This is a genomic window from Streptomyces filipinensis, from assembly GCF_014649495.1.
GTDB classification, from domain to species: Bacteria; Actinomycetota; Actinomycetes; order Streptomycetales; family Streptomycetaceae; genus Streptomyces; species Streptomyces filipinensis.
In genome coordinates this window covers 639,919-666,508 of the sequence record NZ_BMTD01000002.1, presented here as the reverse complement: position 1 = coordinate 666,508, position 26,590 = coordinate 639,919, and the positions used below count along the sequence as shown (strand labels likewise).

The following is a 26,590-nucleotide window of genomic DNA, read 5'->3' as shown; positions in this document are numbered from 1 at the left end:
TAGGCATCGTTCCGCCAGGCTCGGGGCGGGTGTGCAACTTTCGCAGCCCGCCCCGGGAACCGGCAGACAACCAGGAGATAGACGTGATCCAGCAGGAGTCGCGACTGCGCGTCGCCGACAACACTGGTGCGAAGGAGATCCTTTGCATCCGTGTGCTCGGTGGCTCCGGTCGCCGCTACGCGGGCATCGGTGACGTCATCGTCGCCACCGTCAAGGACGCGATCCCCGGTGGCAACGTGAAGAAGGGTGACGTCGTCAAGGCGGTCATCGTTCGCACCGTCAAGGAGCGCCGCCGTCCGGACGGCTCGTACATCCGCTTCGACGAGAACGCCGCCGTCATTCTGAAGAACGACGGCGACCCTCGCGGCACCCGCATCTTCGGCCCGGTCGGCCGTGAGCTGCGCGAGAAGAAGTTCATGAAGATCATCTCGCTCGCGCCGGAGGTGCTGTAAGCATGAAGATCAAGAAGGGCGACCTGGTCCAGGTCATCACCGGTAAGGACAAGGGCAAGCAGGGCAAGGTCATTGCCGCTTACCCGCGCGAGGAGCGTGTCCTGGTCGAGGGTGTCAACCGGGTCAAGAAGCACACCAAGGCCGGTCCGACCGCTCGCGGTTCCCAGGCCGGCGGCATCGTGACCACCGAGGCCCCGATCCACGTGTCCAACGTTCAGCTGGTCGTGGAGAAGGACGGCAACAAGGTCGTCACGCGTGTCGGCTACCGCTTCGACGAAGAGGGCAACAAGATCCGCGTTGCCAAGCGGACGGGTGAGGACATCTGATGGCTACCACCACCACTCCGCGTCTGAAGACGAAGTACCGCGAGGAGATCGCGGGCAAGCTGCGTGACGAGTTCAAGTACGAGAACGTCATGCAGGTTCCCGGCCTCGTCAAGATCGTGGTCAACATGGGTGTCGGCGACGCCGCCCGTGACTCGAAGCTGATCGAGGGCGCGATCCGCGACCTGACCACCATCACCGGTCAGAAGCCGGCCGTCACCAAGGCCCGCAAGTCCATCGCGCAGTTCAAGCTGCGTGAGGGCCAGCCGATCGGTGCCCACGTCACGCTCCGTGGCGACCGCATGTGGGAGTTCCTGGACCGCACCCTGTCGCTCGCGCTGCCGCGCATCCGCGACTTCCGTGGTCTGTCCCCCAAGCAGTTCGACGGCCGTGGCAACTACACCTTCGGTCTCACGGAGCAGGTCATGTTCCACGAGATCGACCAGGACAAGATCGACCGTACCCGGGGCATGGACATCACCGTGGTCACCACGGCGACCAACGACGCTGAGGGCCGCGCGCTCCTTCGTCACCTCGGCTTCCCGTTCAAGGAGGCGTGAGCGAGATGGCGAAGAAGGCTCTGATTGCCAAGGCTGCTCGCAAGCCCAAGTTCGGTGTGCGTGGCTACACCCGCTGCCAGCGCTGCGGCCGTCCGCACTCCGTGTACCGCAAGTTCGGCCTCTGCCGCGTGTGCCTTCGTGAGATGGCTCACCGTGGCGAGCTGCCGGGCGTGACCAAGAGCTCCTGGTAATCCCCACTTTCAGGGATTCCTGGACCTCTCGGTAAGCAACCGGGACGGCAGGGGCGCCACCCCTCATGGCTTAGGCTAGGAGGGTTGGGCCTCTGCCGCCCTGAACGACTTACTACGCCGTAGGTCCCCGCACCGCACCCGTCCCGTCTCATGAAGTACGGGGAGAGGGATGGCGCATATAGGAAACCCCGGCGAGAAAGGCCACAGGCCAATTCATGACCATGACTGATCCGATCGCAGACATGCTGACGCGTCTGCGGAACGCGAACTCGGCGTACCACGACTCCGTGACGATGCCGGCGTCCAAGATCAAGTCTCACATCGCGGAGATCCTCCAGCAGGAGGGCTTCATCACGGGCTGGCGTGTCGAGGACGCCGAGGTTGGCAAGAACCTCGTCCTCGAGCTGAAGTTCGGCCCGAACCGTGAGCGCTCCATCGCGGGCATCAAGCGGATCTCCAAGCCCGGTCTCCGGGTGTACGCGAAGTCCACCAACCTGCCGAAGGTGCTCGGCGGCCTGGGCGTGGCGATCATCTCCACGTCGCACGGGCTCCTCACCGACAAGCAGGCCGGCAAGAAGGGCGTGGGTGGGGAAGTCCTCGCCTACGTCTGGTAGCAGAAGGGAACGGAGGAAACAGCTATGTCGCGTATCGGCAAGCTCCCCATCGCGGTTCCCGCCGGCGTGGACGTCACCATCGACGGCCGTACGGTCGCGGTCAAGGGCCCCAAGGGTTCGCTGACCCACACCGTCGCGGCTCCGATCGACATCGCTAAGGGCGACGACGGCACCCTGCAGGTGACCCGCCCGAACGACGAGCGTCAGAGCAAGGCCCTGCACGGCCTCTCCCGCACGCTGGTGGCGAACATGATCACCGGCGTGACCCAGGGTTACGTGAAGAAGCTCGAGATCAGCGGTGTCGGTTACCGAGTGACCGCCAAGGGTTCGAACCTGGAGTTCGCTCTCGGTTACAGCCACCCGATCCTCGTCGAGGCCCCCGAGGGCATCACCTTCAAGGTGGAGACCCCGACCCGTTTCTCGGTCGAGGGCATCGACAAGCAGAAGGTCGGCGAGGTTGCGGCCAACATCCGCAAGCTGCGCAAGCCCGACCCGTACAAGGCCAAGGGCGTCAAGTACGAGGGCGAAGTCATCCGCCGCAAGGTCGGAAAGGCGGGTAAGTAAGCCATGGCATACGGGCAGAAGATCCTCAAGGGCGACGCCTACAAGCGCGCCGCGATCAAGCGCCGTCACATCCGGATCCGCAAGCGGATCGCCGGTACGGCGGAGCGTCCCCGTCTGGTCGTGACCCGCTCCAACCGCCACATCGTGGCGCAGGTGATCGACGACCTGAAGGGCCACACCCTGGCGTCGGCGTCCACTCTGGACGCGTCGATCCGTGGTGCCGAGTCCGACAAGTCCGCGCAGGCCAAGCAGGTCGGCGCCCTGGTCGCCGAGCGTGCCAAGGCCGCCGGTGTCGAGGCCGTCGTGTTCGACCGTGGTGGCAACCAGTACGCCGGGCGCATCGCCGCCCTGGCGGACGCCGCCCGCGAGGCCGGGCTCAGGTTCTGAGCCGCCGTAGCTAGCGGAAAAGAGAGAGGTAAATCCAATGGCTGGACCCCAGCGCCGCGGTGGCGGTGCCGGTGGCGGCGAGCGGCGGGACCGGAAGGGCCGTGACGGCGGCGCTGCTGCCGCCGAGAAGACCGCGTACGTTGAGCGCGTCGTCGCGATCAACCGCGTCGCCAAGGTTGTGAAGGGTGGTCGTCGCTTCAGCTTCACCGCGCTGGTCGTGGTGGGCGACGGTGACGGCACCGTGGGTGTCGGTTACGGCAAGGCCAAGGAGGTGCCGGCCGCCATCGCCAAGGGCGTTGAGGAGGCCAAGAAGCACTTCTTCAAGGTCCCCCGTATCCAGGGCACCATCCCGCACCCCATTCAGGGTGAGAAGGCTGCCGGCGTCGTGCTGCTCAAGCCCGCGTCCCCGGGTACCGGTGTTATCGCCGGTGGTCCGGTGCGTGCCGTGCTCGAGTGCGCCGGTATCCACGACGTGCTGTCGAAGTCGCTCGGCTCCGACAACGCGATCAACATCGTGCACGCGACCGTGGAGGCCCTGAAGGGTCTGCAGCGTCCCGAGGAGATCGCGGCCCGCCGTGGTCTGCCGCTCGAGGACGTCGCTCCCGCGGCTCTGCTGCGTGCGCGTGCCGGGGCGGGTGCGTAATCATGGCGCAGCTCAAGATCACGCAGGTCAAGTCCTACATCGGCAGCAAGCAGAACCACCGCGACACCCTGCGTTCCCTTGGTCTCAAGGGCATCAACACGCAGGTCGTCAAGGAGGACCGCCCCGAGTTCCGCGGCATGGTGCACACCGTCCGCCACCTCGTGACGGTCGAGGAGGTCGACTGATCATGGCGGAGCAGAACCCGCTGAAGATCCACAACCTCCGTCCCGCCCCGGGCGCCAAGACCGCCAAGACCCGTGTCGGTCGTGGTGAGGCGTCGAAGGGTAAGACGGCCGGTCGTGGTACCAAGGGCACCAAGGCCCGCTACCAGGTTCCGGAGCGCTTCGAGGGTGGCCAGATGCCGCTGCACATGCGCCTCCCGAAGCTGAAGGGCTTCAAGAACCCGTTCAAGACCGAGTTCCAGGTCGTGAACCTCGACAAGCTGGCCGCGCTCTACCCCGAGGGTGGCGAGGTCACGGTCGAGGGTCTGGTGGCCAAGGGTGCCGTTCGCAAGAACAGCCTCGTCAAGGTCCTCGGCCAGGGCGAGATCTCCGTGGCGCTGCAGGTGACGGTCGACGCCGTCTCCGGCTCCGCCAAGGAGAAGATCACCGCCGCCGGCGGTACGGTCACCGAGCTGGTCTGAGTTCCTCAGGTCCCTCGATGACGTGAACGATCCCGACCGGGGATACCCCACAAAAGGGGTATCCCCGGTCGGTCGTTCCTAGGGGGGTGCTCTCGCCGGTAAGGTGGCCAGCACTGCCTACTTTCAACGGGTGCTTCCCATGGGGCACCCTGAGCGGCAGTTGACCGTTAGCTATTTGTCTGTATCCGTCGAACCTCAAGACCGTCACCCTTGACGCAGTTGCGCGGGGGTCGCAGGAGGCACCGTGCTCACCGCGTTCGCCCGGGCGTTCAGGACGCCCGACCTGCGCAAGAAGCTGCTCTTCACGCTGGGCATCATCGTGGTCTACCGGGTCGGTACCCACATTCCGATCCCCGGCGTCAACTACAAGGCCGTCCAGCAGTGTGTGACCGAGGCACAGGGCAACCAGGGCCTGTTCGGTCTCGTGAACATGTTCAGCGGCGGTGCGCTGCTGCAGATCACGGTCTTCGCGCTCGGCATCATGCCCTACATCACGGCCAGCATCATCCTTCAGCTGCTGACCGTGGTCATCCCGCGCCTGGAGGCCCTGAAGAAGGAGGGCCAGGCCGGTACGGCGAAGATCACGCAGTACACGCGCTACCTCACCGTGGCCCTCGCCATCCTGCAGGGCACCGGCCTGGTCGCCACCGCCCGCAGCGGCGCGCTCTTCAACGGCTGCTCGGTCGCGTCCAGCATCGTCCCCGACCAGGCGATCTTCGCGACGATCACGATGGTCATCTGCATGACCGCGGGTACCTGCGTCGTGATGTGGCTCGGTGAGCTGATCACCGACCGCGGCATCGGCAACGGCATGTCGATCCTGATGTTCATCTCGATCGCCGCTACCTTCCCGTCCGCGCTGTGGGCCATCAAGAAGCAGGGCACCCTGGCCGGCGGCTGGATCGAGTTCGGCACCGTGATCCTGGTCGGCCTGGTCATGGTCGGTCTGGTCGTCTTCGTCGAGCAGGCCCAGCGCCGCATCCCGGTGCAGTACGCCAAGCGCATGATCGGTCGCCGTTCCTACGGTGGTACGTCCACGTACATCCCGCTCAAGGTGAACCAGGCGGGTGTGATTCCCGTCATCTTCGCCTCCTCGCTGCTCTACATCCCGGCACTCGTGGCGCAGTTCGCGGGGGGTAATTCGAGCTGGAAGCAGTGGATCCAGAACAACCTGACCAAGGGCGACCACCCGATTTACATCACTCTGTACTTCTTGCTCATCGTTTTCTTCGCGTTCTTCTACGTGGCGATCTCCTTCAACCCCGAGGAAGTCGCCGACAACATGAAGAAGTATGGTGGCTTCATCCCGGGCATCCGGGCTGGCCGACCGACCGCTGAGTACCTCAGCTATGTGCTCAACCGGATCACCTGGCCGGGTTCGCTGTATCTGGGTCTGATCGCTCTCGTACCGACAATGGCGTTGGTGGGCTTCGGGGCAAGCCAGAACTTCCCGTTCGGCGGTACCAGCATCCTGATCATCGTGGGTGTCGGTCTCGAGACGGTGAAGCAGATCGAGAGCCAGCTCCAGCAGCGCAATTACGAAGGGTTCCTCCGCTGATGCGTATCGTCCTCGTCGGGCCGCCGGGTGCCGGTAAGGGAACGCAAGCCGTCCGCCTCGCAGAGAAGCTGGCGATTCCGCACATCTCCACGGGTGACCTGTTCCGGGCCAACATCAGCCGGCAGACCGAGCTGGGCAAGCTCGCGAAGTCCTACATGGACGCCGGAAACCTCGTCCCGGACGAGGTGACCATCGCGATGGCCAAGGACCGCATGGAGCAGCCGGACGCCCAGGGCGGCTTCCTGCTGGACGGTTTTCCGCGGAACGTCTCCCAGGCCGAGGCGCTGGACGACCTGCTGCGCAGCGAGGGCATCGCGCTGGACGCGGTCCTGGACCTGGAGGTCCCCGAGGACGAGGTCGTCAAGCGGATCGCCGGCCGGCGCGTCTGCCGCAACGAGTCGTCGCACGTCTTCCACGTGACGTACAGCCCGCCGAAGAAGGAGGGCGTCTGCGACGTCTGCGGCGGTGAGCTGTACCAGCGCGACGACGACTCCGAGGACACCGTCCGCAAGCGGCTTGAGGTCTACCACACGCAGACCGAGCCGATCATCGACTACTACAAGGCGCAGGGCCTGGTCGTGACGATCTCCGCCCTGGGCCCGGTGGACGAGATCACGCAGCGGGCGCTGGAAGCCCTGAAGCGCGAGAAGGCCGAGAACAAGTAGATCGCGGTCCTTCCGGCCGCGGTGCCCTCCCCCCAGACCTGGTCCGGGGTATTCCCGGGGCGCCGCGGCCGTACTGTTGTACAGGTAACCCAGTCGACGTGAGTGACGGAGAGCGCAGGCCCCCATGGTGCAGATCAAGACGCCCGAGCAGATCGCCAAGATGCGTGCGGCGGGCCTGGTCGTAGCCGCCATCCACGCGGCGACCCGTGAGGCCGCGGTGCCCGGTGCCTCCACCAAGGACCTGGACGAGGTCGCCCGCAAGGTCCTCGCCGAGCACGGCGCCAAGTCGAACTTCCTGGGTTACGGCGGCTTCCCCGCGACCATCTGCACCTCCGTGAACGACGTCGTCGTCCACGGCATCCCCTCCGACGACGTCGTCCTCAAGGACGGCGACATCATCTCCATCGACTGCGGCGCGATCATCGACGGCTGGCACGGTGACGCCGCCTACACGGCGTTCGTGGGCTCCGGTCACGCCCCGGAGCTGGTCGAGCTCTCCCGGGTGACCGAGGAGTCGATGTGGGCCGGCATCGCGGCCATGAAGCAGGGCAACCGCCTGGTCGACATCTCCCGGGCCGTCGAGACGTACATCCGCCGCCAGCCCAAGCCCGGCGGCGGCAAGTACGGGATCATCGAGGACTACGGCGGCCACGGCATCGGCACCGAGATGCACATGGACCCGCATCTGCTGAACTACGTCGACCGCCGCCGCGGCAAGGGCCCCAAGCTGGTGCCCGGCTTCTGCCTCGCCATCGAGCCGATGGTCTCCCTGGGCACCCCGCGCACCGAGGTCCTGTCCGACGACTGGACGGTCATCACGACCGACGGCACCTGGTCCTCCCACTGGGAACACTCGGTGGCCCTGACGACCGAGGGACCCCTGGTCCTCACCGCTCCCGACGGGGGCAAGGCGAAGCTCGCCGAGTACGGCATCACCGCCGCCCCCGACCCCCTGGCATAGGGATCACCCCCGTGGGGCAGACTTTCTCGATTCGCGTTTCGGGGTGCGCCGACGTAGACTGACTCGTCGGCTCTCGTGCACCCGCATGTCCGCATGCACCCGTAAGGGAAAAGCGGGGGAGTCGATCAAGGTAGTCGATTCGAAGGGCGAAGCGTGGCCAAGAAGCAAGGTGCCATCGAGATCGAGGGCACTGTCGTCGAGTCTCTGCCGAACGCCATGTTCAAGGTCGAGCTCCAGAACGGCCACCAGGTCCTGGCACACATCAGCGGCAAGATGCGTATGCACTACATCCGCATCCTCCCTGACGACCGGGTCGTGGTGGAGCTGTCTCCGTACGACCTGACGCGTGGCCGGATCGTCTACCGCTACAAGTAGATCTTGCCCGCATCCCGTCCTTGGCGGGGTGGTGGCACTGACCCGGAGAACCTCAATCCCATGAAGGTCAAGCCGAGCGTCAAGAAGATCTGCGACAAGTGCAGGGTGATCCGCCGTCACGGTCGGGTCATGGTCATTTGCGAGAACCCGCGCCACAAGCAGCGCCAGGGCTGACGCACGACCATCACCCTCTGCACCTCCATCGCAGAGATTCGCGCGACGCGAGCTGAATTTGTTCATACGCAGAACCCGAGCCGTCGTGAACGGCTCGACACCCCCGGTTCGGAGGCCGGGGACCCGGTTCGTACCTGGTACGGCGGCCGGGAGCCGGTTCTGCGGAAGACCTCCGAAGATCACCAGGAGCCATTGAATGGCACGCGTTTCCGGTGTTGACATCCCGCGCGAAAAGCGCGTGGAGGTCGCCCTCACCTACGTGTTCGGCATCGGCCGGACGCTCTCGCAGCAGACGCTGGCTGAGACCGGCATCGACCCGAACACCCGTGTTCGTGACCTGACCGAAGAGCAGCTGGTCGCGATCCGCGAGTACGTCGACAACAACATCAAGACCGAGGGTGACCTCCGTCGCGAGATCCAGGCCGACATCCGCCGCAAGGTCGAGATCGGTTGCTACCAGGGTCTCCGTCACCGTCGCGGTCTGCCCGTCCGCGGTCAGCGCACCAGCACCAACGCCCGCACCCGCAAGGGCCCGCGTCGCGCCATCGCCGGTAAGAAGAAGCCGGGCAAGAAGTAGTCCGCAGCGGACTCGCCGTCCAGCGGTCTTCGCTGTAGGACCGACCACCTCCCGTAGGAGTTATAGATGCCCCCCAAGGGTCGTCAGGGCGCTGCCAAGAAGGTGCGCCGCAAGGAAAAGAAGAACGTCGCTCACGGCCACGCGCACATCAAGAGCACGTTCAACAACACGATCGTCTCCATCACGGACCCGTCGGGCAACGTGATCTCCTGGGCCTCCGCCGGCCACGTCGGCTTCAAGGGCTCCCGGAAGTCCACGCCGTTCGCCGCGCAGATGGCCGCCGAGTCGGCTGCCCGCCGCGCTCAGGAGCACGGCATGCGCAAGGTCGACGTGTTCGTCAAGGGCCCGGGCTCCGGTCGTGAGACCGCGATCCGCTCCCTGCAGGCCACGGGTCTTGAGGTCGGCTCCATCCAGGACGTCACCCCGACCCCGCACAACGGCTGCCGTCCGCCGAAGCGCCGCCGCGTCTGACGCACGGCCTTCGTCTGGCTCAGGGTTCGGGCGGTACGGCTCCGTAAGGGCGTACCGCCCGTACCCTTGCAGTACCCGCACTTTTCACGGGTGCGGATTCCGTCGGGCGTCAAATAGCGGGCGTCCACGAATGAAGGATCTGATCCACACATGCTGATCGCTCAGCGTCCCTCGTTGACCGAAGAGGTCGTCGACGAGTTCCGCTCCCGGTTCGTGATCGAGCCGCTGGAGCCGGGCTTCGGCTACACCCTCGGCAACTCCCTCCGCCGTACCCTCCTCTCCTCGATCCCCGGCGCTGCTGTCACCAGCATCCGGATCGACGGTGTCCTGCACGAGTTCACCACCGTGCCGGGCGTCAAGGAGGACGTCACCGACCTGATCCTCAACATCAAGCAGCTGGTCGTCTCCTCGGAGCACGACGAGCCGGTCGTGATGTACCTGCGCAAGCAGGGCCCGGGTCTGGTCACCGCCGCCGACATCGCGCCCCCGGCCGGTGTCGAGGTGCACAACCCCGACCTCGTCCTCGCCACGCTCAACGGCAAGGGCAAGCTGGAGATGGAGCTGACGGTCGAGCGCGGCCGCGGTTACGTCTCCGCCGTGCAGAACAAGCAGGTGGGCCAGGAGATCGGCCGTATCCCGGTCGACTCCATCTACTCGCCGGTTCTCAAGGTCACCTACAAGGTCGAGGCGACCCGTGTCGAGCAGCGCACCGACTTCGACAAGCTGATCGTCGACGTCGAGACCAAGCAGGCGATGCGTCCGCGTGACGCCATGGCCTCCGCCGGTAAGACCCTGGTCGAGCTGTTCGGTCTCGCGCGCGAGCTGAACATCGACGCCGAGGGCATCGACATGGGCCCGTCCCCCACGGACGCCGCCCTGGCCGCCGACCTGGCGCTGCCGATCGAGGAGCTGGAGCTCACCGTTCGGTCGTACAACTGCCTCAAGCGTGAGGGCATCCACTCCGTGGGTGAGCTCGTCGCCCGCTCCGAGGCCGACCTCCTGGACATCCGCAACTTCGGTGCGAAGTCCATCGACGAGGTCAAGGCGAAGCTGGCCGGCATGGGCCTGGCCCTGAAGGACAGCCCGCCCGGATTCGACCCCACGGCCGCCGCCGACGCGTTTGGTGCCGACGACGACGCGGACGCCGGTTTCGTGGAGACCGAGCAGTACTGAGCGCCGCGCCCCTTCGGGGCACGGACCTTCCGGGCGTCTGAAAAGGCGCCCGGATCTCCGACAGACAACCGTCTGCTCGGATACTGACCCTGGTACCTGACACGGCCAGGGCAGACACACAGGAGAAGAACCATGCCGAAGCCCACCAAGGGTGCCCGTCTGGGCGGCAGCGCCGCGCACGAGAAGCTGCTCCTCGCGAACCTCGCGAAGAGCCTCTTCGAGCACGGCCGTATCACCACCACCGAGGCGAAGGCCCGTCGCCTGCGCCCGTACGCCGAGCGTCTGATCACCAAGGCGAAGAAGGGTGACCTTCACAACCGCCGCCAGGTGCTCCAGGTCATCACGGACAAGGGCGTCGTCCACACGCTCTTCACCGAGATCGGCCCGCGGTACGAGAACCGTCCGGGTGGCTACACCCGCATCACCAAGATCGGTAACCGCCGTGGCGACAACGCGCCCATGGCTGTCATCGAGCTGGTCGAGGCGCTGACGGTCGCGCAGCAGGCCACCGGTGAGGCCGAGGCCGCCACCAAGCGTGCGGTCAAGGAAGCCGACGAGGCCAAGGCTGCCGAGACCACCGAGGCTCCGGCCGAGGAGGCCGCTGCCGAGGAGTCGAAGGACGCCTGAGGCTCTGCCTGACGCTGGAAGCGGGTCCGCCCTTCGGGGCGGGCCCGCTTTTCCGTACCTGAGAGGATCTCCGTGTGAGCGATGAAGTACAGCCCGGGTACGTCCGTGTCCGCCTCGACGTCTCCTACGACGGCACCGAATTCCACGGCTGGGCCAAGCAGGCGGGCGGCCGGCGGACCGTGCAGGGCGAGATCGAGGACGCCCTGCGCACGGTGACGCGGTCCCGGGAGACGTACGAGCTGACCGTCGCCGGGCGGACCGACGCCGGAGTGCACGCGCGTGGCCAGGTCGCGCACGTGGACCTGCCCGAAGGGGTCTGGCGGGAGCACAACCAGAAGCTGCTCAAGCGCCTCGCCGGGCGGTTGCCGAAGGACGTGCGGGTGTGGGCGCTGAGGCCGGCGCCGAGCGGCTTCAACGCCCGTTTCTCCGCCGTCTGGCGTCGGTACGCCTACCGGGTCACCGACAACCCCGGCGGTGTGGACCCCCTCCTGCGCAACCACGTCCTGTGGCACGACTGGCCCCTGGACGTGGACGCCATGAACGAGGCCGCGCGGGCCCTGCTCGGCGAGCACGACTTCGCCGCGTACTGCAAGAAGAGGGAGGGGGCGACCACGATCCGCACCCTCCAGGAGCTGAGCCTGGTGCGCGGGTCGGACGGGATCATCACGGCCACCGTCCGTGCGGACGCGTTCTGCCACAACATGGTGCGCTCGCTGATCGGCGCGCTGCTGTTCGTCGGGGACGGGCACCGCGGGCCGGAGTGGCCCGGGAAGGTGCTGGCCGCCGGGGTGCGGGACTCCGCCGTGCATGTCGTACGACCGCACGGGCTGACCCTGGAGGAGGTCGGCTACCCCGCCGACGAGCTGCTGGCCGCGCGCAGCAAGGAGGCGCGGAACAAGCGCTCGCTGCCGTCGGCGGGGTGCTGCTGACCTACCGGTTCGCCGCCGCGGAGGCCTGCGCCTGCCCGCGGCGGTAGATCTGGTTGAAGATGAACTGCTGCAGGTCGTTGCCCGCCGAGAAGACCTTCGTGTCCTTGTTGGTGACGTTCTTGCCGTCGAGGAAGCCGACGGTCGTGAAGTAGGCGTAGCGGCCGACGGCGTTCGTCGTCGTGAGGCAGACCGCCGCGTCGCAGAAGTTCTTCACGCCCTTGCCGGGCAGCGAGCGCACCATGGCCTTCTTGGCGGCCTGGGCCTTGACCTTCGCGGCCTGTGCCTGGTCGTCGAAGACGGCGACACCGACGGTGCCCGCGACGCCGCCCTTGCTGTAGGTCACGCGGATCAGGCGGGTGCAGCCGTTGGCGGTGAGGATCTTCGGCAGGTTGCCGCCGGCGCCGGAGGCGCACTTGGTGGTGTCCGCCGTGGCGCCCTTCTTGTACACCGTGTCGCCCATGGTCAGCTGGGTGCCGGGGAAGAGGGTGTCGGCGCTGAGCGGGGCGGTGTCCTTCTTGGCGCTGGCGATGAAGTCCTTCGGGTCCAGCGGCGGCGGTGCGCTGGTGGGTGCGAAGGACGGCGTGGCCGAGCCGCTCGGCACGGAGGCGCTGGCGGGCAGATTGGTGGGGGTGCCGTGGGCGTCGTTGTCGCTGTTCGCGGAGACGACGGCCATGGCGACCGCGGTGCCTATCGCGACCGTGGCGAGCGCCCCGCCGCCTATGAACAGCAGCTTGCGGCGCTTGTTGCGGGTCTCCGAGGCCTGGGCGAGTGCCGCCCAGTCCGGGGTCCCGTCGTCACCCCCGCTGCTCCAAGGCTGCTGGGAATTAGGTTTCCAGGGATCCCACTGAGACTGGGGTCCCCCCTGCCCGTAACTCATGGGGCGCATCTTAGACGGGGTGCGCAAGGTGCCGGGGCGGGTGCGGCGGCATGCCTCGTTTGTCCGCCGACATGAGGGGGAAGGGCCTCGTTTTGACCCGTCCGGGGCCCTGCAGGTAACCTGCTTCTTCGTTGTGTATTGGCTTGCTCATTCTCACGGGACGGGCCCTTACACCGGTCCACCGGGCCGATGACCAGCGACCAGCACGCGGTTTGCGTCACCGTGGTGCGGTCGAGGCTGTCGTGATCGTTTCGGTGACCTGTTCAGGACCATTCACTCGAAGCGAAGGCTACGAACCGTGCGTACGTACAGCCCCAAGCCCGGCGATGTGACGCGCCAGTGGCACGTCATCGACGCTCAGGACGTTGTCCTGGGCCGTCTCGCCACCACCGCAGCGACCCTTCTCCGGGGCAAGCACAAGCCGATCTACGCGCCGCACGTCGACGCTGGTGACTTCGTCATCATCATCAACGCCGACAAGGTGCACCTGTCGGGCAACAAGCGGACCCAGAAGATGGCGTACCGCCACTCCGGCTACCCGGGTGGTCTGCGCTCCGTCCGCTACGACGAGCTGCTCGACAAGAACCCCGAGAAGGCCATCGAGAAGGCCGTCAAGGGCATGCTCCCCAAGAACACGCTGGGCCGTCAGATGCTCTCGAAGCTGAAGGTCTACAAGGGTGACCAGCACCCGCACGCTGCTCAGCAGCCGGTGCCGTTCGAGATCACCCAGGTCGCGCAGTAAGTCCGGCCACCCCCTAAGACTGAAGAGAATCTGAGGAGAATCGTGGCCGAGACCACTGCCGAGCAGCCGCTCGAAGAGCTTGACATCGACAGCTACACCACCGAGTCCGAGGTCCCCGTCGAGGGTGAGTACACCTCGGAGTCCATGGCCTCCCGCTTCGGCGAGCCGCAGCCGGCCGCCGGCCTGGGCCGTCGCAAGAACGCCATCGCCCGCGTCCGGATCGTCCCGGGCACCGGCAAGTGGAAGATCAACGGTCGCACCCTTGAGGACTACTTCCCGAACAAGGTGCACCAGCAGGAAGTCAACGAGCCCTTCAAGGTGCTCGAGCTCGAAGGCCGTTACGACGTCATCGCCCGCATCGCGGGTGGCGGTGTCTCCGGTCAGGCCGGTGCGCTCCGTCTCGGTGTCGCCCGTGCGCTGAACGAGGCCGACGTCGACAACAACCGCGGCCCGCTGAAGAAGGCCGGCTTCCTCAAGCGCGACGACCGTGCGGTCGAGCGCAAGAAGGCCGGTCTCAAGAAGGCCCGCAAGGCTCCGCAGTACAGCAAGCGCTAAACAGCAGCTGCCTGCTCGTACTCCGAACGCCCCGGCGGCACGCCACATGTGCCGTCGGGGCGTTCGTTTATCCCGGCCAAGGGCGTATAACGACACAAGACGTTCTAAGGCTGGTGTGATCGGATGACCCGGCGTCTGCCACCATTCGTGGCAGCAAGGACGCTTCCTCAGGAGGACAAGTGGGACGACTCTTCGGCACGGACGGCGTGCGCGGTGTCGCCAACGCGGACCTGACCGCCGAGATGGCGCTCGGCCTGTCCGTAGCGGCGGCGCACGTGCTGGCCGAGGCGGGCACCTTCGCGGGCCACCGCCCGACGGCGGTGGTCGGCCGGGACCCGCGGGCGTCCGGGGAGTTCCTGGAGGCGGCCGTGGTCGCGGGCCTGGCCAGCGCCGGCGTGGACGTCCTGCGCGTCGGTGTCCTGCCGACGCCCGCGGTGGCGCATCTGACCGGCGCGCTCGGCGCCGACCTCGGTGTGATGCTCTCCGCCAGCCACAACGCCATGCCGGACAACGGCATCAAGTTCTTCGCCCGCGGCGGCCACAAACTCGCCGACGAGCTGGAGGACCGGATCGAGGCGGTGTACGAGTCCCACCGGCACGGCGAGCCGTGGGAGCGGCCGACCGGCGCGGGCGTGGGCCGCGTGCGTTCGTACGGCGAGGGTTTCGAGCAGTACGTCGGCCATCTGCTGTCGGTGCTGCCCAACCGGCTCGACGGTCTGAAGATCGTCCTGGACGAAGCGCACGGCGCGGCCTCGGGGGTCTCGCCGGAGGCGTTCTCCCGGGCGGGCGCCGAGATCGTCACGATCGGCGCCGAGCCGGACGGGCTCAACATCAACGACGGCTGCGGCTCGACCCATCTGGACCAGCTGAAGGCCGCGGTCATCGAGCACCGCGCGGACTTCGGCATCGCGCACGACGGTGACGCCGACCGGTGCCTGGCCGTGGACCACACCGGCGAGGAGGTCGACGGCGACCAGATCCTCTCCGTGCTGGCGCTGGCGATGCGGGAGCACTCCGCGCTGCGGGCCGACACGGTGGTCGCCACGGTCATGTCCAACCTGGGCTTCAAGCTCGCGATGGAGAAGGCCGGGATCCGGCTCGTGCAGACCGGCGTCGGGGACCGGTACGTGCTGGAGGAGATGAAGCAGCACGGGTACGCCCTCGGGGGCGAGCAGTCCGGGCACGTGATCATCCTCGATCACGCGACGACCGGGGACGGCACGCTGACGGGCCTGCTGCTGGCGGCGCGGGTCGCCGAGACCGGGCGGAGCCTGCGGCAGCTGGCCGCCGTGATGGAGCGGCTGCCGCAGGTGCTGATCAATGTGCCGGACGTGGACAAGTCGCGGGTGCGGACGTCCGCGGACCTCGCCGCCGCCGTGGCCGAGGCCGAGCGTGAACTCGGCGAGACCGGGCGGGTGTTGCTGCGCCCCTCGGGCACCGAGCCGTTGGTGCGGGTGATGGTCGAGGCGGCGGACATCGAGCAGGCGCGGTCGGTGGCCGGGCGGCTCGCCGACGCGGTGAAGTCCGCCCTGGGTTGATCCCCAAGGCCTAGCAAAAAGTGCACGATCTGTCACCGACTGTTTCTCTGACGTCGAGGCCGCCGAGAGCGGCGTCCCCCGCGACGAAAGAGAAACACATCATGAAGATCGTGAGCAGTACCCTCAAGCGAGCGGTCGGCCCGGCCGTGGTGGCAGGTCTTCTCGTCACCGCGGCCGCCACCCCGGCCGCCGCCCAGACACCGGGCTCCACGGTGTTCCGCATCTTCGGCGGTCTCGTCGGGCTCCAGGCACGCGCCGGCGTGGCGAACCACGTCACGGCCACCCTCTCCGGCACCCATCTGATCCTCACCGACAGCACAGGCGTGGCGATCGGCCCGGGCTGCACCCGGGTGTCCCTCACCAGTGCCGACTGCGGGCCCGTCACCTCCGGTACCCGGCTCGCCATCGCGCTGGGTGACGAGGACGACACGTTCGACGGTTCGACGGTCCCGGTCAACACCACCGTCGACGCCGGTACGGGCACCGACGCCGTGACCACCAACGGCGGCAACGACCTGGTCAGCGTCTCGGACAACGCCGGTGGGGACAAGGTGAACTGCGGTGCGCAGCCGCCCGGCGGCGCCGACACGGTGTTCGCCGACCCCGGCGACATCATCACCAACTGCGAGAGACGCTTCTAGAAGCCGCCGGCCTTCGCCGTACGCTCGCGCTGACTGGCCCGCAGCCGCTTCCGGGCCAGCAGCGTCACGTCCCGGCCCGACGAGGCGGGCCTACAGCTTGCGCAGCCTCAGGCGCTGCACCTTGTGGTCGGGACCCTTGCGCAGGATGAGGGCGGCCCGGCCGCGGGTGGGAGCGATGTTCTCCACCAGGTTGGGCTTGTTGATCGTGCGCCACAGGGTGCGGGCGTAGTCGAGGGCCTCCTCCTCGGAGACCTGGGTGTACTTGCGGAAGTACGAGTTCGGGTTCTGGAAGGCGGTCTGGCGCAGCTTCTTGAAACGGTTGAGGTACCAGCGCTCGATGTCCTCGCCGCTCGCGTCGACGTACACGCTGAAGTCGAAGTAGTCGGCGAGACCGACCCGCGTGCGGCCGTCCTTGCCGGGCAGGGCGGGCTGCAGGACGTTCAGGCCCTCGACGATCAGGATGTCGGGCCGGCGGACCGTGAGCCGCTGGTCCGGGACGATGTCGTAGATGAGGTGCGAGTAGACGGGGGCGGTGACCTCGGCCTTGCCGGCCTTGATGTCGGCGACGAACCGGGTGAGGGCCCGCCGGTCGTAGGACTCGGGGAAGCCCTTCCGCGACATCATGCCGCGGGCCTCCAGCTCCTTGGTGGGCAGCAGGAAGCCGTCGGTGGTGACCAGCTCGACGCGCGGGTGTTCGGGCCAGCGGGAGAGCAGGGCCTGCAGGAGGCGGGCGACGGTCGACTTCCCGACGGCGACCGAGCCGGCGACGCCTATGACGAACGGGGTGCCGGCCTGGGAGCCCTGCTCGCCGAGGAAGGTGTTCAGCGCGCCTCTGAGCCCGTCGGTGGCACCCACGTACAGATTGAGGAGCCGGGAGAGCGGGAGGTAGATGTCCCGCACCTCGTCCAGGTCGATCACATCGCCCAGGCCGCGCAGCTTCTCCACCTCCTCGGCGGTCAGCGGCAGCGGCGTCTTGTCGCGCAGGGCGCTCCACTCGGCACGGGTGAGGTCGACGTAGGGAGTCGCCTCCGGCCTGTGCCGGTGGGCGCTCCGGGGCATCGGGGAGACCGGTGAGATCACAGTCCATTGTTAACGGAGTTTGAACAGCACGGCGGGTGGGGTCCGTCACGCCCCGCTGAGGCCTTCGTACGACGGTGGGAATTTCCGATTTCGGGCAGGCGGAGGCACTTTTGGCCGCGCCGCGGGTCGTAGGCTGCGGCTCATGTGCGGAATCGTGGGATACGTAGGGGCGCAGTCGGCGCTCGATGTCGTGATGGCCGGACTGAAGCGGCTGGAGTACCGGGGGTACGACTCGGCGGGCGTCGCCGTGCTGGCGGACGGCGGGCTGGCCGCCGCGAAGAAGGCCGGGAAGCTGGTCAACCTGGAGAAGGAGCTGGTCGAACGGCCGCTGCCGACGGGCCCGACGGGCATCGGCCACACCCGCTGGGCCACACACGGCGGGCCCACGGACGCCAACGCCCACCCGCACCTCGACAACGCGGGCCGGGTCGCCGTCGTCCACAACGGGATCATCGAGAACTTCGCGGTGCTGCGGGCCGAACTCGCCGAGCGGGGCCATGAACTGGCCTCCGAGACGGACACCGAGGTCGTCGCGCACCTCATCGCCGAGGAGTTCTCGGTGACCGCCGACCTCGCGGAGGCCATGCGGTTGGTGTGCCGGCGTCTGGAGGGCGCGTTCACGCTGGTCGCGGTGCACGCCGACGAGCCGGACGTGGTCGTGGGCGCGCGGCGCAACTCCCCGCTGGTGGTGGGCGTCGGCGAGGGCGAGGCGTTCCTGGCCTCCGACGTCGCCGCGTTCATCGCCCACACGCGCTCCGCGGTCGAACTCGGCCAGGACCAGGTCGTGGAGCTGCGCCGCGACGGTGTCACGGTGACGGGCTTCGACGGCCGCCCGGCCGAGGTCCGGTCGTACCACGTGGACTGGGACGCCTCCGCCGCCGAGAAGGGCGGCTACGACTACTTCATGCTCAAGGAGATCGCCGAGCAGCCCAAGGCGGTCGCCGACACGCTGCTCGGCCGGATCGACCCGTCCGGTTCGCTGACGCTGGACGAGGTCCGGATCGCCCCCTCCGAGCTGCGCGAGGTCGACAAGGTCGTCATCGTCGCCTGCGGTACGGCCTTCCACGCCGGCCTGATCGCCAAGTACGCCATCGAGCACTGGACGCGGATCCCCTGTGAGGTGGAGCTGGCCAGCGAGTTCCGCTACCGGGACCCGATCCTGGACGGCCGTTCCCTGGTCATCGCCATCTCCCAGTCCGGCGAGACCATGGACACCCTGATGGCGCTGCGCCACGCCCGCGAGCAGGGCTCCAAGGTGCTGGCGATCTGCAACACCAACGGCTCGACGATCCCGCGTGAGTCGGACGCGGTGCTGTACACGCACGCCGGTCCGGAGGTCGCCGTCGCCTCCACGAAGGCGTTCCTGACCCAGCTGGTGGCCTGCTACCTGGTCGCCCTGTACCTGGGCCAGGTGCGCGGCACCAAGTGGGGCGACGAGATCCAGGCGGTGATCAAGGACCTGTCCCGGATCTCGGAGGACGTCGAGCGGGTCCTGGAGACCATGGAGCCGGTACGGGCGCTCGCGCGGACGCTGGCGTCCAAGAACACGGTCCTTTTCCTGGGCCGGCACGTGGGCTACCCGGTCGCCCTGGAAGGCGCCCTGAAGCTCAAGGAACTCGCCTACATGCACGCCGAGGGCTTCGCGGCGGGCGAGCTGAAGCACGGCCCGATCGCGCTGATCGAGGAGGACGTGCCGGTGGTGGTCGTGGTGCCGTCCCCGCGTGCCCGCTCGGTCCTGCACGACAAGATCGTCTCCAACATCCAGGAGATCCGGGCCCGCGGGGCGCGCACGATCGTGATCGCGGAGGAGGGCGACGAGGCGGTGGTCCCCTACGCCGACCACCTGATCCGCGTCCCGGCCACCCCGACCCTGCTGCAGCCGCTGGTGGCGACCGTGCCGCTGCAGGTCTTCGCCTGTGAGCTGGCCACCGCCCGGGGCAACGAGGTGGACCAGCCGCGGAACCTGGCGAAGTCGGTGACGGTGGAGTAGGCCGCCCACGCGGCGAAGCCGCACGTCGACACGGTCCCGCGCCCCTTGCGGGCGCGGGTCAGTGGACCGAGAAGCCGCCGTCCACGAAGAACGACTGGCCGGTGACATAGGCGGAGGCGCGGCTCGCGAGGAAGACGGCCGCGCCTTCGAAGTCCTCGGCGAGGCCGTTGCGGCCGGTCAGGGTGCGCTCGGCCAGCGCCGCCACCTTCTCGGGGTCGGACGACAGCCGCTGGTTCAGCTGTGTCATCACGAAGCCCGGCACCAGGGTGTTGGCGGTGACGCCGTACCGCGACCAGGCCTCCGCCTGTGAGCGGGCCAGCGACTCCAGCGCGCCCTTCGAGACGCCGTACGCCCCGCTCTGCACGAAGGCGCGATGGGCCTGCTGGGAGGTGATGTGGATGATCCTGCCGAAGCCCCGCTCCGCCATGCCCGGACCGAACCGCTGCCCCAGCAGGAACGGCGCCTCCAGGTTGACGGCCATGGTGGCGTCCCACACGTCCTCGCCCAGCTCGCCCATCGGCGGCCGCAGATTGATCCCGGCGGAGTTGACGAGGATGTCGGGCTCGCCGAAGACACCGGCCGCCTCCTCGGCCGCCGCACGCACACCGTGACGGGTGCTCAGATCGGCCGCGACCCAGCCGGCCCGGCCACCCGCGGCGGTCAACTCGCCGACCGTGTCGGCCAGCTGTTCCTTGCCGCGCGCCACGACCACCACGCTCGCCCCGGCCCGCGCCAGCGCCCGGGCGACGGCCCGGCCGATGCCGGAACTGCCTCCGGTCACCACGGCGACACGGCCGTCCAGGGAGAACAGGTCGGAGAGATAGGACTGGGACGTCATGGGCGCAGCGTAGACGGCGCGTGCGCGGCACGCGGGGGGATTTCGGCAGGTGGGCGGGTGTCACCGGGCCGGCGCTCGTAGGCTGCCCGGCATGAGCATCATCGGAGTGGGGATCGACGTCGCCGAGATCGACCGGTTCCGTGCCTCGCTGGACCGGACGCCGGGCCTGGCCGACCGGCTGTTCGTGGAACGGGAGCTGCTGCTGCCCAGCGGCGAGCGGCGCGGGATCGCCTCGCTCGCGGTGCGGTTCGCCGCCAAGGAGGCGCTGGCGAAGGCGCTCGGGGCGCCGCCCGGACTGCACTGGACCGACGCCGAGGTGTACGTCGAGGACAGCGGGCAGCCGCGGCTGCGGGTGACGGGGACCGTGGCGGCCCGGGCCGCGGAACTGGGCGTGCGGTCCTGGCATGTGTCGCTCAGCCATGACGCCGGGGTCGCCTCGGCCGTGGTGGTCGCGGAGGGCTGAGCGCCCGGGTGTGGACGACCGCGGTCGCGGGGCAGACTCGGTGCCATGCGTACTGCGTACAGCGTGGAGACGGTAAGGGCGGCCGAACGCGCACTGATGGCGCGGCTGCCGGAGGGTGCCCTGATGCAGCGGGCCGCCGCGGGCCTGGCCGCCGCCTGCGCCGAGTTGCTCGGACGGGTGTACGGCAGCCGGGTGGTGCTGCTCGTCGGCAGCGGGGACAACGGCGGGGACGCGCTGTACGCCGGGGCGCGGCTGGCCCGGCGGGGAGCCGGTGTCACGGCCGTACTCCTGGCGCCCGAGCGGGCGCACGCCGCGGGGCTCACCGCTCTGCGCCGGGCCGGGGGGTCCGTCGCCGCGTCCGACGCCGTCGACGCGCTGATCGAGCGGGCCGACCTCGTCGTCGACGGGATCGTGGGGATCGGCGGCAAGGGCGGGTTGCGGCCCGAAGCCGAGAAGCTCGCGGGGGCGGTGGAGCGCTCCCGGGCCGCCGTGGTGGCCGTGGACCTGCCCAGCGGGGTCGAGGCCGACACCGGGCAGGTGCGGGGGGCCGCGGTCCGGGCCGACCTCACCGTCACCTTCGGCACCTGGAAGCCCGGACTGCTGATCGATCCGGCTCGGGAGTACGCCGGGGTCGTACGGCTCGTCGACATCGGGCTGGAACTGCCCCGCGAGGCCGCACTGGAGGCCCTGCAGCATGCCGAGGTCGCGCGGCTGCTGCCCGTGCCGGTGGCGGAGAGCGACAAGTACCGGCGGGGGGTCGTGGGGATCGCCGCCGGGTCCGCGCGCTACCCCGGGGCCGCCGTGCTGGCCGTGTCCGGGGCGCTGCGCGGCGGGGCGGGCGCCGTACGGTACGTCGGTCCGGCGGGGGAGGCGGTCATCGCCCGCTTCCCGGAGACCCTCGTGTCCGACGCCGGGCCCGCCCGGGCCGGGCGGGTGCAGGCCTGGGTGGTCGGGCCGGGGGCGGGTGACGACGCGGCGACCGTGGCCGAGGTGCTGGACGCGGACGTGCCGGTGCTGGTCGACGCGGACGGGCTGCGGCTGGCCGAGCGGGACGCGGTGCGCGGGCGTACGGCGCCGACGCTGATGACCCCGCACGCGGGAGAGGCCGCCGCGCTGCTCGGGGTGCGGCGGGAGGAGGTCGAGGAGGCCCGGCTGGCCGCGGTGCGGGAGCTGGCGGCGGTGTACCGGGCGACCGTGCTGCTGAAGGGGTCGACCACGCTGGTGGCCGACTCGGGGGGCGGGGCGGTGCGGGTGAACGCGACGGGGACGCCGTGGCTGGCCACGGCGGGCAGCGGTGACGTGTTGTCCGGGCTCGCCGGGTCGCTGCTGGCGGCGGGGCTGCCGGCCCGGGACGCGGGGAGCGTGGCGGCGTATCTGCACGGGCTCGCCGGGCGGTTCGCGGCGCAGGGGGCGCCGGTGGGGGCGCATGACGTGGCCGCGTGGATTCCACGGGCCTGGAGGGACGTCCGGGACTGAGCGTGAGCGGTGGGCCGCGGGTGACCGGGTCTTCGCGGAGACGGCCGCCGGCGCCGGCTGCGGAAAGCCCCGCCGGACCGGCCGGTTGGCGCCCGGGGGTGACCGCCGTCGGCACCGTGTACGGCGGACCGGACAGCAGCGTCACGGGGCCGGGCAGGGCGTGGAGCTCCTGCGCCGGGGGCGCCGGGAGTCCCCTCGCGTCCCCGCCCCGCCGGGCGAACCGCGCTCGGGTGCCGAACGGGGTGGGTCCAGGTCCTCCCGGACGACCCGGCCTGCGCGGCACCGCCGAGCGCGCGGGGTCGCACGTGCGGCCGATCGCCTGATCAGCGGACGAAGCGCGTCCCGGGGTGCCGCGGTGCCGCAGACGCTGCCGTAGACGGTGTGTCAGTCCTTGTGCGTCCAGGTACGACTACGTCCATGTAGGGGGGCGGAGGCCGGGCACCTGACCGGGTACCCGACAGTGCACGCCGGGGCCCGTACGGCCCTCTGAGAGACTGGGGGCGCGATGAGTGAGACTGCGACTGTGCCGACCGCCCCCCTGCGCGCCCGCGCCGAGATCGACCTGGGCGCCCTGCGGGCCAATGTGCGTGCCCTGCGTGCCCGGGCGAAGGACGCGGCCCTGATGGCCGTGGTCAAGTCCGACGGCTACGGCCACGGGGCGCTGCCGTGTGCCCGCGCGGCCCTGGCGGCGGGCGCGACCTGGCTCGGCACGGCCACACCCGAGGAGGCCCTCGCGCTGCGCGCGGCCGGGCTGCCGGGCCCGATCCTGTGCTGGCTGTGGGTGCCGGGCGGCCCCTGGCGGCAGGCGCTGGAGGCCGACCTCGACGTGTCCCTGAGCGGTCTGTGGGCCCTGCGGGAGGTCGTGGCGGCCGCCCGCGAGACCGGGCGCACCGCGCGCGTGCAGCTGAAGGCCGACACCGGCCTCGGCCGCAACGGCTGCCAGCCGGCCGACTGGCCCGAACTCGTCGCCGAGGCGCTGCGCGCCGAGGCCGAGGGGCTGGTGAGGGTGACCGGGCTGTGGTCGCACTTCGCGTGCGCCGACGAGCCCGGGCATCCGTCCATCGCCGCCCAACTGGACCGTTTCCGGCAGATGCTGGCGTACGCCGAGGAGCAGGGCGTGCGGCCCGAGGTGCGGCACATCGCCAACTCGCCCGCCACGCTCACGCTGCCCGAGACCCACTTCGATCTCGTCCGCACGGGCATCGCCATGTACGGCATCTCGCCGAGCCCGGAGCTGGGCACCCCCGCCGACTTCGGCCTGCGGCCCGCCATGACGCTCAGCGCCTCCTTGGCGCTGGTCAAGCACGTCCCGGGCGGGCACGGGGTCAGCTACGGCCACCACTACGTCACGCCCGGCGAGACCACGCTCGGCCTCGTGCCGGTCGGCTACGCGGACGGCATCCCCCGGCACGCCTCCGGTACCGGTCCGGTGCTGGTCGACGGCAAGTGGCGGACCGTCGCCGGGCGGGTCGCCATGGACCAGTTCGTGGTCGACCTGGGCGGCGACGAGCCCCCGGTGGGAGCGGAGGCGGTGCTGTTCGGGCCCGGCGACCGGGGTGAGCCCACCGCCGAGGACTGGGCGCAGGCCTGCGGCACGATCGCGTACGAAATCGTCACCCGCATCGGAACCCGGGTTCCCCGCGTCTATGTGAACGGGGAAGAACTGGGGTAACCGTCCGCGAGCGGCACGGTCACCTCGGCAACAACAGCAGTCCCGCATCACACCAGCACCACAGGTTTCATCCGTTTCACCCACCCAGGCGAACTGCAGTACGGCGAAGAGGAGCGGTACGTGAGCGAGAGCAGTGCGGAGGCCGTGGCGGACGTCGTCGCCTCGGCGGCCGCCGCCTCCGCTGCGGGGGCGGCCGGGAGCTGGCGCAGGGCGACCGGCATCGCCGGTGCCGCGATAGGCGTGCTCGCCGCGGGCGCGGCGGCCGGCGTGGCCGTCGAGCGGATGACGGTGGGCCGGGGCATGCGCAGGAAGGCGCGGCTGGCGCTGGACTCCGCGGGCCCCTACGGCACCCTGCGCGGCACCCCCGGCAAGGCGTACGCCGACGACGGCACCGAGCTGTACTACGAGGTCGACGAGGCCGAGCCCGATCCGGGGCCGAACGTCTCCCCGCGCCGCCGCCGGCTGTTCGGCCGCAAGGCGCCCGCGCCGGTCACCGTGGTCTTCTGCCACGGCTACTGCCTCAGCCAGGACTCCTGGCACTTCCAGCGGGCGGCCCTGCGCGGGGTGGTGCGGACCGTGCACTGGGACCAGCGCAGCCACGGCCGGTCCGGGCGGGGTGTGGCCCAGACCCGGGACCGGGTGCCGGTCACCATCGACCAGCTCGGCCGCGATCTGAAGGCCGTCCTCGACGCCGCCGTACCGGAGGGGCCGATCGTGCTGGTCGGCCACTCGATGGGCGGCATGACCATGATGGCCCTCGCCGCCCAGTTCCCCGAGCTGATCGAGGAGCGGGTCGTCGCCACCGCCTTGGTGGGCACGTCGTCCGGGCGGCTCGGCGAGGTCAACTTCGGGCTGCCCGTCGCCGGCGTCAACGCGGTGCGCCGGATCCTGCCCGGGGTGCTGAAGGCGCTCGGACAGCAGGCGGAGCTGGTGGAGAAGGGGCGCCGGGCCACCGCCGACCTGTTCGCCGGGATCATCAAGCGGTACTCGTTCGCCGGGCGGGACGTCGACCCGGCCGTGGAGCGGTTCGCGGAGCGGATGATCGAGTCCACGCCGATCGACGTGGTCGCCGAGTTCTACCCGGCGTTCACCGACCACGACAAGACCGAGGCGCTCGCCTGCTTCCGCACCATGCCGGTGCTCGTGCTGGCCGGCGTCCGGGACCTGGTCACGCCCAGCGAGCACAGCGAGGCCATCGCCGACCTGCTGCCCGAAGCCGAGCTGGTCCTCGTCCCGGACGCCGGGCACCTGGTGATGCTGGAGCACCCGGAAGTGGTCACCGACCGCCTCGCCGACCTGCTCACCCGTGCGGGTGCGGTGCCCGCAGGAGCTACCGTTACTGGCTATGGAAGCACCAGCAGTAGCGCACGACCCCGCTGAGACCCGGCTGACGATCACCTCACCCGAGCAGATGCGGGAGCTGGGCCGCCTCCTGGCCAAGCTGCTGCGCGCGGGTGACCTGGTGATGCTCAGCGGCGAGCTGGGCGCGGGCAAGACCACGCTGACCCGCGGGCTCGGCGAGGGCCTCGGCGTGCGCGGCGCGGTCACCTCGCCGACCTTCGTGATCGCCCGGGTCCATCCCTCCCTCGGCGACGGTCCGCCCCTCGTCCACGTCGACGCCTACCGGCTCGGCGGCGGCCTGGACGAGATGGAGGACCTGGACCTCGACGTCTCGCTGCCCGAGTCGGTGATCGTCGTGGAATGGGGCGAGGGCAAGGTCGAGGAGCTGACCGAGGACCGCCTGCAGGTCGTCATCCACCGCGCCGTCGGAGACACCACCGACGAGGTGCGGCACGTGACGCTGAGCGGGCTGGGGGAGCGCTGGGCCGAGGCCGGCCTGGAGACGCTCACGGCCTGAGGCACGAGGATTCCGACAGGCCGTCGGCAACATATTGCGCAGGACGTCCCGGGCGTGGTCACATGGTATCCAGCCCGTGGTTAGGCGTGCCTAACCACGCCCGCCCCCGCGCATCAGGAGGCGTCCATGCCCGAGCCCCGTCCCGCAGTGGTCGCAGGGGTGTCCATGCGCGACCTCCTGGCCTCGTGCGCCGCGGCGCAAGAGGTCTCCATCCCGCCCAAGGCCGCTGAGGAGCGCCCCGAGGGGGTGCGGGGGACGGCGCCAGGGGTCACCGCGAAGCAGCAGACGCCCAAGCAGCAGGCCTCCAGGCAGCAGGCGCCCGACGTCGCCGCGCGGCGCTGCGCCTAGCGAATCACCACGACCCGCACGCCGATCGTCGCGAAGGCCCACATCGCGTCGCCGTTCACCCGTGTCTCCCGGATCCCGCCCGTCCTCGCGCTGCGCTCGGCTCCGGTCTGCGGCTCCCCGTTGCCGACCGCCGCGCTGAAGCCGATCGCCAGCCCGTCCATGCTGGTGAACCGCACGACGTGCTCGACGGGGACACCGTCGCTGCCGGTGACCGCGCTGGAGCGGGACGTGACCCAGTACGTGCCGATCGGCGGGTCGATGTTGCCCGGGTTCACCCGGAAGGTGCGCTGCACCCGGTTCGTCGCACCGACCAGCCAGACCCGGTCGTCGTCCAGCGAGTACACGACGCGTTCCCCCCACCCGGAGCCGCGCGGCAGGGCGGTCGGGTGGCGGCGGTCGCGCGGCGCCTTGCCGGCGGTCGCCAGGGGCGGCGCGCCCGCCGCGGGCCGGACGCCCAGACTCGCCGGGGCGGTCGCGTGGGCCTGGTAGGCGAGGAAGCCGACGGCTCCGAGAGCCGCCGCGGTGAGGGCGGCCACGATGCCCGAGCTGGTCCCTGCCACGTGCACTCACCTCCGCTTCGTGTGCATATGTCGTACTTCGTACAGACCGTAGCAGCCGGTGACCG

Annotated in this window: 35 protein-coding genes; 31 read left to right on the top strand and 4 right to left on the bottom strand. The window is 69.6% G+C overall.

Annotation, left to right across the window (positions count from 1 at the left end; translation table 11 throughout):
- Positions 1–83: 83 nt before the first annotated feature.
- The 20 genes from rplN (at position 84) to truA (ending at position 11,887) form a co-directional block, all read left to right on the top strand.
- Positions 84–452 (top strand): 50S ribosomal protein L14, encoded by a 369-nt coding sequence (rplN, locus tag IE244_RS08055; protein WP_003998823.1) that lies wholly within the window; start codon positions 84–86, stop codon positions 450–452.
- Between the two features lie 2 nt (positions 453–454).
- Complete coding sequence (gene rplX, locus IE244_RS08050; RefSeq protein ID WP_003998822.1) at positions 455–778, top strand: 50S ribosomal protein L24; 324 nt, start codon at positions 455–457, stop codon at positions 776–778.
- Positions 778–1,335: a 50S ribosomal protein L5 gene (rplE, locus tag IE244_RS08045; protein WP_015658460.1), complete on the top strand. Its 558-nt coding sequence runs from the start codon at positions 778–780 to the stop codon at positions 1,333–1,335. The genes rplX and rplE overlap by 1 nt, the downstream gene beginning before the upstream one ends.
- 5 nt (positions 1,336–1,340) lie before the next feature.
- Positions 1,341–1,526 (top strand): type Z 30S ribosomal protein S14, encoded by a 186-nt coding sequence (locus tag IE244_RS08040; RefSeq protein WP_003948630.1) that lies wholly within the window; start codon positions 1,341–1,343, stop codon positions 1,524–1,526.
- Positions 1,527–1,741: 215 nt separating this feature from the next.
- Complete coding sequence (gene rpsH, locus IE244_RS08035) at positions 1,742–2,140, top strand: 30S ribosomal protein S8 (RefSeq protein ID WP_030046382.1); 399 nt, start codon at positions 1,742–1,744, stop codon at positions 2,138–2,140.
- A gap of 24 nt (positions 2,141–2,164) precedes the next feature.
- Positions 2,165–2,704 carry a 50S ribosomal protein L6 gene (gene rplF, locus IE244_RS08030; protein ID WP_191871944.1) on the top strand — a complete coding sequence of 180 codons (540 nt, stop codon included), beginning with the start codon at positions 2,165–2,167 and terminating at the stop codon, positions 2,702–2,704.
- 3 nt (positions 2,705–2,707) lie between these two features.
- Positions 2,708–3,091 carry a 50S ribosomal protein L18 gene (gene rplR, locus IE244_RS08025; protein WP_191871942.1) on the top strand — a complete coding sequence of 128 codons (384 nt, stop codon included), beginning with the start codon at positions 2,708–2,710 and terminating at the stop codon, positions 3,089–3,091.
- Positions 3,092–3,128: 37 nt separating this feature from the next.
- On the top strand, positions 3,129–3,734 hold the full coding sequence (gene rpsE / locus IE244_RS08020) for a 30S ribosomal protein S5 (protein WP_009190144.1): 606 nt from the start codon (positions 3,129–3,131) through the stop codon (positions 3,732–3,734).
- A gap of 2 nt (positions 3,735–3,736) precedes the next feature.
- Positions 3,737–3,919: a 50S ribosomal protein L30 gene (gene rpmD / locus IE244_RS08015; RefSeq protein ID WP_003974250.1), complete on the top strand. Its 183-nt coding sequence runs from the start codon at positions 3,737–3,739 to the stop codon at positions 3,917–3,919.
- Between the two features lie 2 nt (positions 3,920–3,921).
- Positions 3,922–4,377 (top strand): 50S ribosomal protein L15, encoded by a 456-nt coding sequence (gene rplO, locus IE244_RS08010; protein WP_023547373.1) that lies wholly within the window; start codon positions 3,922–3,924, stop codon positions 4,375–4,377.
- Between the two features lie 244 nt (positions 4,378–4,621).
- Positions 4,622–5,935 carry a preprotein translocase subunit SecY gene (gene secY / locus IE244_RS08005; protein WP_191871940.1) on the top strand — a complete coding sequence of 438 codons (1,314 nt, stop codon included), beginning with the start codon at positions 4,622–4,624 and terminating at the stop codon, positions 5,933–5,935.
- Positions 5,935–6,600 (top strand): adenylate kinase, encoded by a 666-nt coding sequence (locus tag IE244_RS08000; RefSeq protein ID WP_191871937.1) that lies wholly within the window; start codon positions 5,935–5,937, stop codon positions 6,598–6,600. Before secY ends, IE244_RS08000 begins: the two co-directional genes overlap by 1 nt.
- Before the next feature lie 124 nt (positions 6,601–6,724).
- Positions 6,725–7,561 carry a type I methionyl aminopeptidase gene (map, locus tag IE244_RS07995; RefSeq protein WP_031167099.1) on the top strand — a complete coding sequence of 279 codons (837 nt, stop codon included), beginning with the start codon at positions 6,725–6,727 and terminating at the stop codon, positions 7,559–7,561.
- 153 nt (positions 7,562–7,714) lie between these two features.
- On the top strand, positions 7,715–7,936 hold the full coding sequence (gene infA / locus IE244_RS07990) for a translation initiation factor IF-1 (RefSeq protein ID WP_003948620.1): 222 nt from the start codon (positions 7,715–7,717) through the stop codon (positions 7,934–7,936).
- Positions 7,937–7,996: 60 nt separating this feature from the next.
- Positions 7,997–8,110: a 50S ribosomal protein L36 gene (rpmJ, locus tag IE244_RS07985; RefSeq protein WP_003998809.1), complete on the top strand. Its 114-nt coding sequence runs from the start codon at positions 7,997–7,999 to the stop codon at positions 8,108–8,110.
- A gap of 196 nt (positions 8,111–8,306) precedes the next feature.
- Positions 8,307–8,687, top strand: coding sequence for a 30S ribosomal protein S13 (gene rpsM / locus IE244_RS07980; RefSeq protein ID WP_031167100.1), 381 nt, complete (start codon positions 8,307–8,309; stop codon positions 8,685–8,687).
- A gap of 66 nt (positions 8,688–8,753) precedes the next feature.
- Positions 8,754–9,158, top strand: coding sequence for a 30S ribosomal protein S11 (gene rpsK / locus IE244_RS07975; protein ID WP_003956432.1), 405 nt, complete (start codon positions 8,754–8,756; stop codon positions 9,156–9,158).
- A gap of 150 nt (positions 9,159–9,308) precedes the next feature.
- A complete protein-coding gene (locus IE244_RS07970; RefSeq protein ID WP_003966937.1) occupies positions 9,309–10,331 on the top strand; it encodes a DNA-directed RNA polymerase subunit alpha in 1,023 nt (340 codons plus the stop codon).
- 132 nt (positions 10,332–10,463) lie between these two features.
- Positions 10,464–10,958, top strand: a complete 495-nt coding sequence (gene rplQ, locus IE244_RS07965) for a 50S ribosomal protein L17 (RefSeq protein WP_031171613.1) — start codon at positions 10,464–10,466, stop codon at positions 10,956–10,958.
- 74 nt (positions 10,959–11,032) lie between these two features.
- Positions 11,033–11,887, top strand: a complete 855-nt coding sequence (truA, locus tag IE244_RS07960; protein WP_191871935.1) for a tRNA pseudouridine(38-40) synthase TruA — start codon at positions 11,033–11,035, stop codon at positions 11,885–11,887.
- Between the two features lies 1 nt (position 11,888).
- On the opposite strand, the gene IE244_RS07955 is transcribed toward truA, so the two are convergent.
- The gene (locus tag IE244_RS07955) at positions 11,889–12,764 is read right to left on the bottom strand and encodes a hypothetical protein (protein ID WP_191871933.1); all 876 of its coding nucleotides are present in this window, start codon (positions 12,762–12,764) and stop codon (positions 11,889–11,891) included.
- Positions 12,765–13,062: 298 nt separating this feature from the next.
- Between IE244_RS07955 and rplM the strand changes: the two genes are divergently transcribed.
- From rplM to IE244_RS07935, 4 genes are all read left to right on the top strand, one after another.
- The gene (gene rplM / locus IE244_RS07950) at positions 13,063–13,506 is read left to right on the top strand and encodes a 50S ribosomal protein L13 (RefSeq protein ID WP_030345455.1); all 444 of its coding nucleotides are present in this window, start codon (positions 13,063–13,065) and stop codon (positions 13,504–13,506) included.
- A gap of 42 nt (positions 13,507–13,548) precedes the next feature.
- Positions 13,549–14,061, top strand: coding sequence for a 30S ribosomal protein S9 (gene rpsI, locus IE244_RS07945; RefSeq protein WP_004927169.1), 513 nt, complete (start codon positions 13,549–13,551; stop codon positions 14,059–14,061).
- Positions 14,062–14,240: 179 nt separating this feature from the next.
- Complete coding sequence (gene glmM, locus IE244_RS07940) at positions 14,241–15,599, top strand: phosphoglucosamine mutase (RefSeq protein ID WP_191871931.1); 1,359 nt, start codon at positions 14,241–14,243, stop codon at positions 15,597–15,599.
- Positions 15,600–15,709: 110 nt separating this feature from the next.
- Positions 15,710–16,240 carry a hypothetical protein gene (locus tag IE244_RS07935; protein WP_191871930.1) on the top strand — a complete coding sequence of 177 codons (531 nt, stop codon included), beginning with the start codon at positions 15,710–15,712 and terminating at the stop codon, positions 16,238–16,240.
- Positions 16,241–16,330: 90 nt separating this feature from the next.
- On the opposite strand, the gene coaA is transcribed toward IE244_RS07935, so the two are convergent.
- Positions 16,331–17,299 (bottom strand): type I pantothenate kinase, encoded by a 969-nt coding sequence (gene coaA, locus IE244_RS07930; RefSeq protein WP_191872165.1) that lies wholly within the window; start codon positions 17,297–17,299, stop codon positions 16,331–16,333.
- 163 nt (positions 17,300–17,462) lie between these two features.
- On the opposite strand from coaA, the gene glmS reads away from it, so the two are divergent.
- Positions 17,463–19,310: a glutamine--fructose-6-phosphate transaminase (isomerizing) gene (gene glmS, locus IE244_RS07925; RefSeq protein ID WP_191871928.1), complete on the top strand. Its 1,848-nt coding sequence runs from the start codon at positions 17,463–17,465 to the stop codon at positions 19,308–19,310.
- Between the two features lie 58 nt (positions 19,311–19,368).
- On the opposite strand, the gene IE244_RS07920 is transcribed toward glmS, so the two are convergent.
- Positions 19,369–20,148, bottom strand: a complete 780-nt coding sequence (locus IE244_RS07920; RefSeq protein ID WP_191871926.1) for an SDR family NAD(P)-dependent oxidoreductase — start codon at positions 20,146–20,148, stop codon at positions 19,369–19,371.
- Positions 20,149–20,239: 91 nt separating this feature from the next.
- Between IE244_RS07920 and IE244_RS07915 the strand changes: the two genes are divergently transcribed.
- From IE244_RS07915 to IE244_RS07890, 6 genes are all read left to right on the top strand, one after another.
- Complete coding sequence (locus tag IE244_RS07915) at positions 20,240–20,611, top strand: holo-ACP synthase (protein ID WP_191871924.1); 372 nt, start codon at positions 20,240–20,242, stop codon at positions 20,609–20,611.
- 45 nt (positions 20,612–20,656) lie between these two features.
- Positions 20,657–22,087, top strand: coding sequence for an NAD(P)H-hydrate dehydratase (locus IE244_RS07910; protein WP_191871922.1), 1,431 nt, complete (start codon positions 20,657–20,659; stop codon positions 22,085–22,087).
- Positions 22,088–22,592: 505 nt separating this feature from the next.
- The gene (gene alr, locus IE244_RS07905; RefSeq protein WP_191871920.1) at positions 22,593–23,759 is read left to right on the top strand and encodes an alanine racemase; all 1,167 of its coding nucleotides are present in this window, start codon (positions 22,593–22,595) and stop codon (positions 23,757–23,759) included.
- A gap of 120 nt (positions 23,760–23,879) precedes the next feature.
- On the top strand, positions 23,880–25,139 hold the full coding sequence (locus IE244_RS07900; protein WP_191871918.1) for an alpha/beta fold hydrolase: 1,260 nt from the start codon (positions 23,880–23,882) through the stop codon (positions 25,137–25,139).
- Positions 25,105–25,617, top strand: a complete 513-nt coding sequence (tsaE, locus tag IE244_RS07895) for a tRNA (adenosine(37)-N6)-threonylcarbamoyltransferase complex ATPase subunit type 1 TsaE (RefSeq protein ID WP_191871916.1) — start codon at positions 25,105–25,107, stop codon at positions 25,615–25,617. The genes IE244_RS07900 and tsaE overlap by 35 nt, the downstream gene beginning before the upstream one ends.
- A gap of 126 nt (positions 25,618–25,743) precedes the next feature.
- Positions 25,744–25,965, top strand: a complete 222-nt coding sequence (locus IE244_RS07890; RefSeq protein ID WP_191872171.1) for a hypothetical protein — start codon at positions 25,744–25,746, stop codon at positions 25,963–25,965.
- Here the strand turns inward: IE244_RS07890 and IE244_RS07885 are convergent.
- A complete protein-coding gene (locus IE244_RS07885; RefSeq protein ID WP_191871914.1) occupies positions 25,962–26,525 on the bottom strand; it encodes a hypothetical protein in 564 nt (187 codons plus the stop codon). The two genes, IE244_RS07890 and IE244_RS07885, sit on opposite strands and share 4 nt — an antisense overlap.
- Positions 26,526–26,590 lie beyond the last annotated feature (65 nt).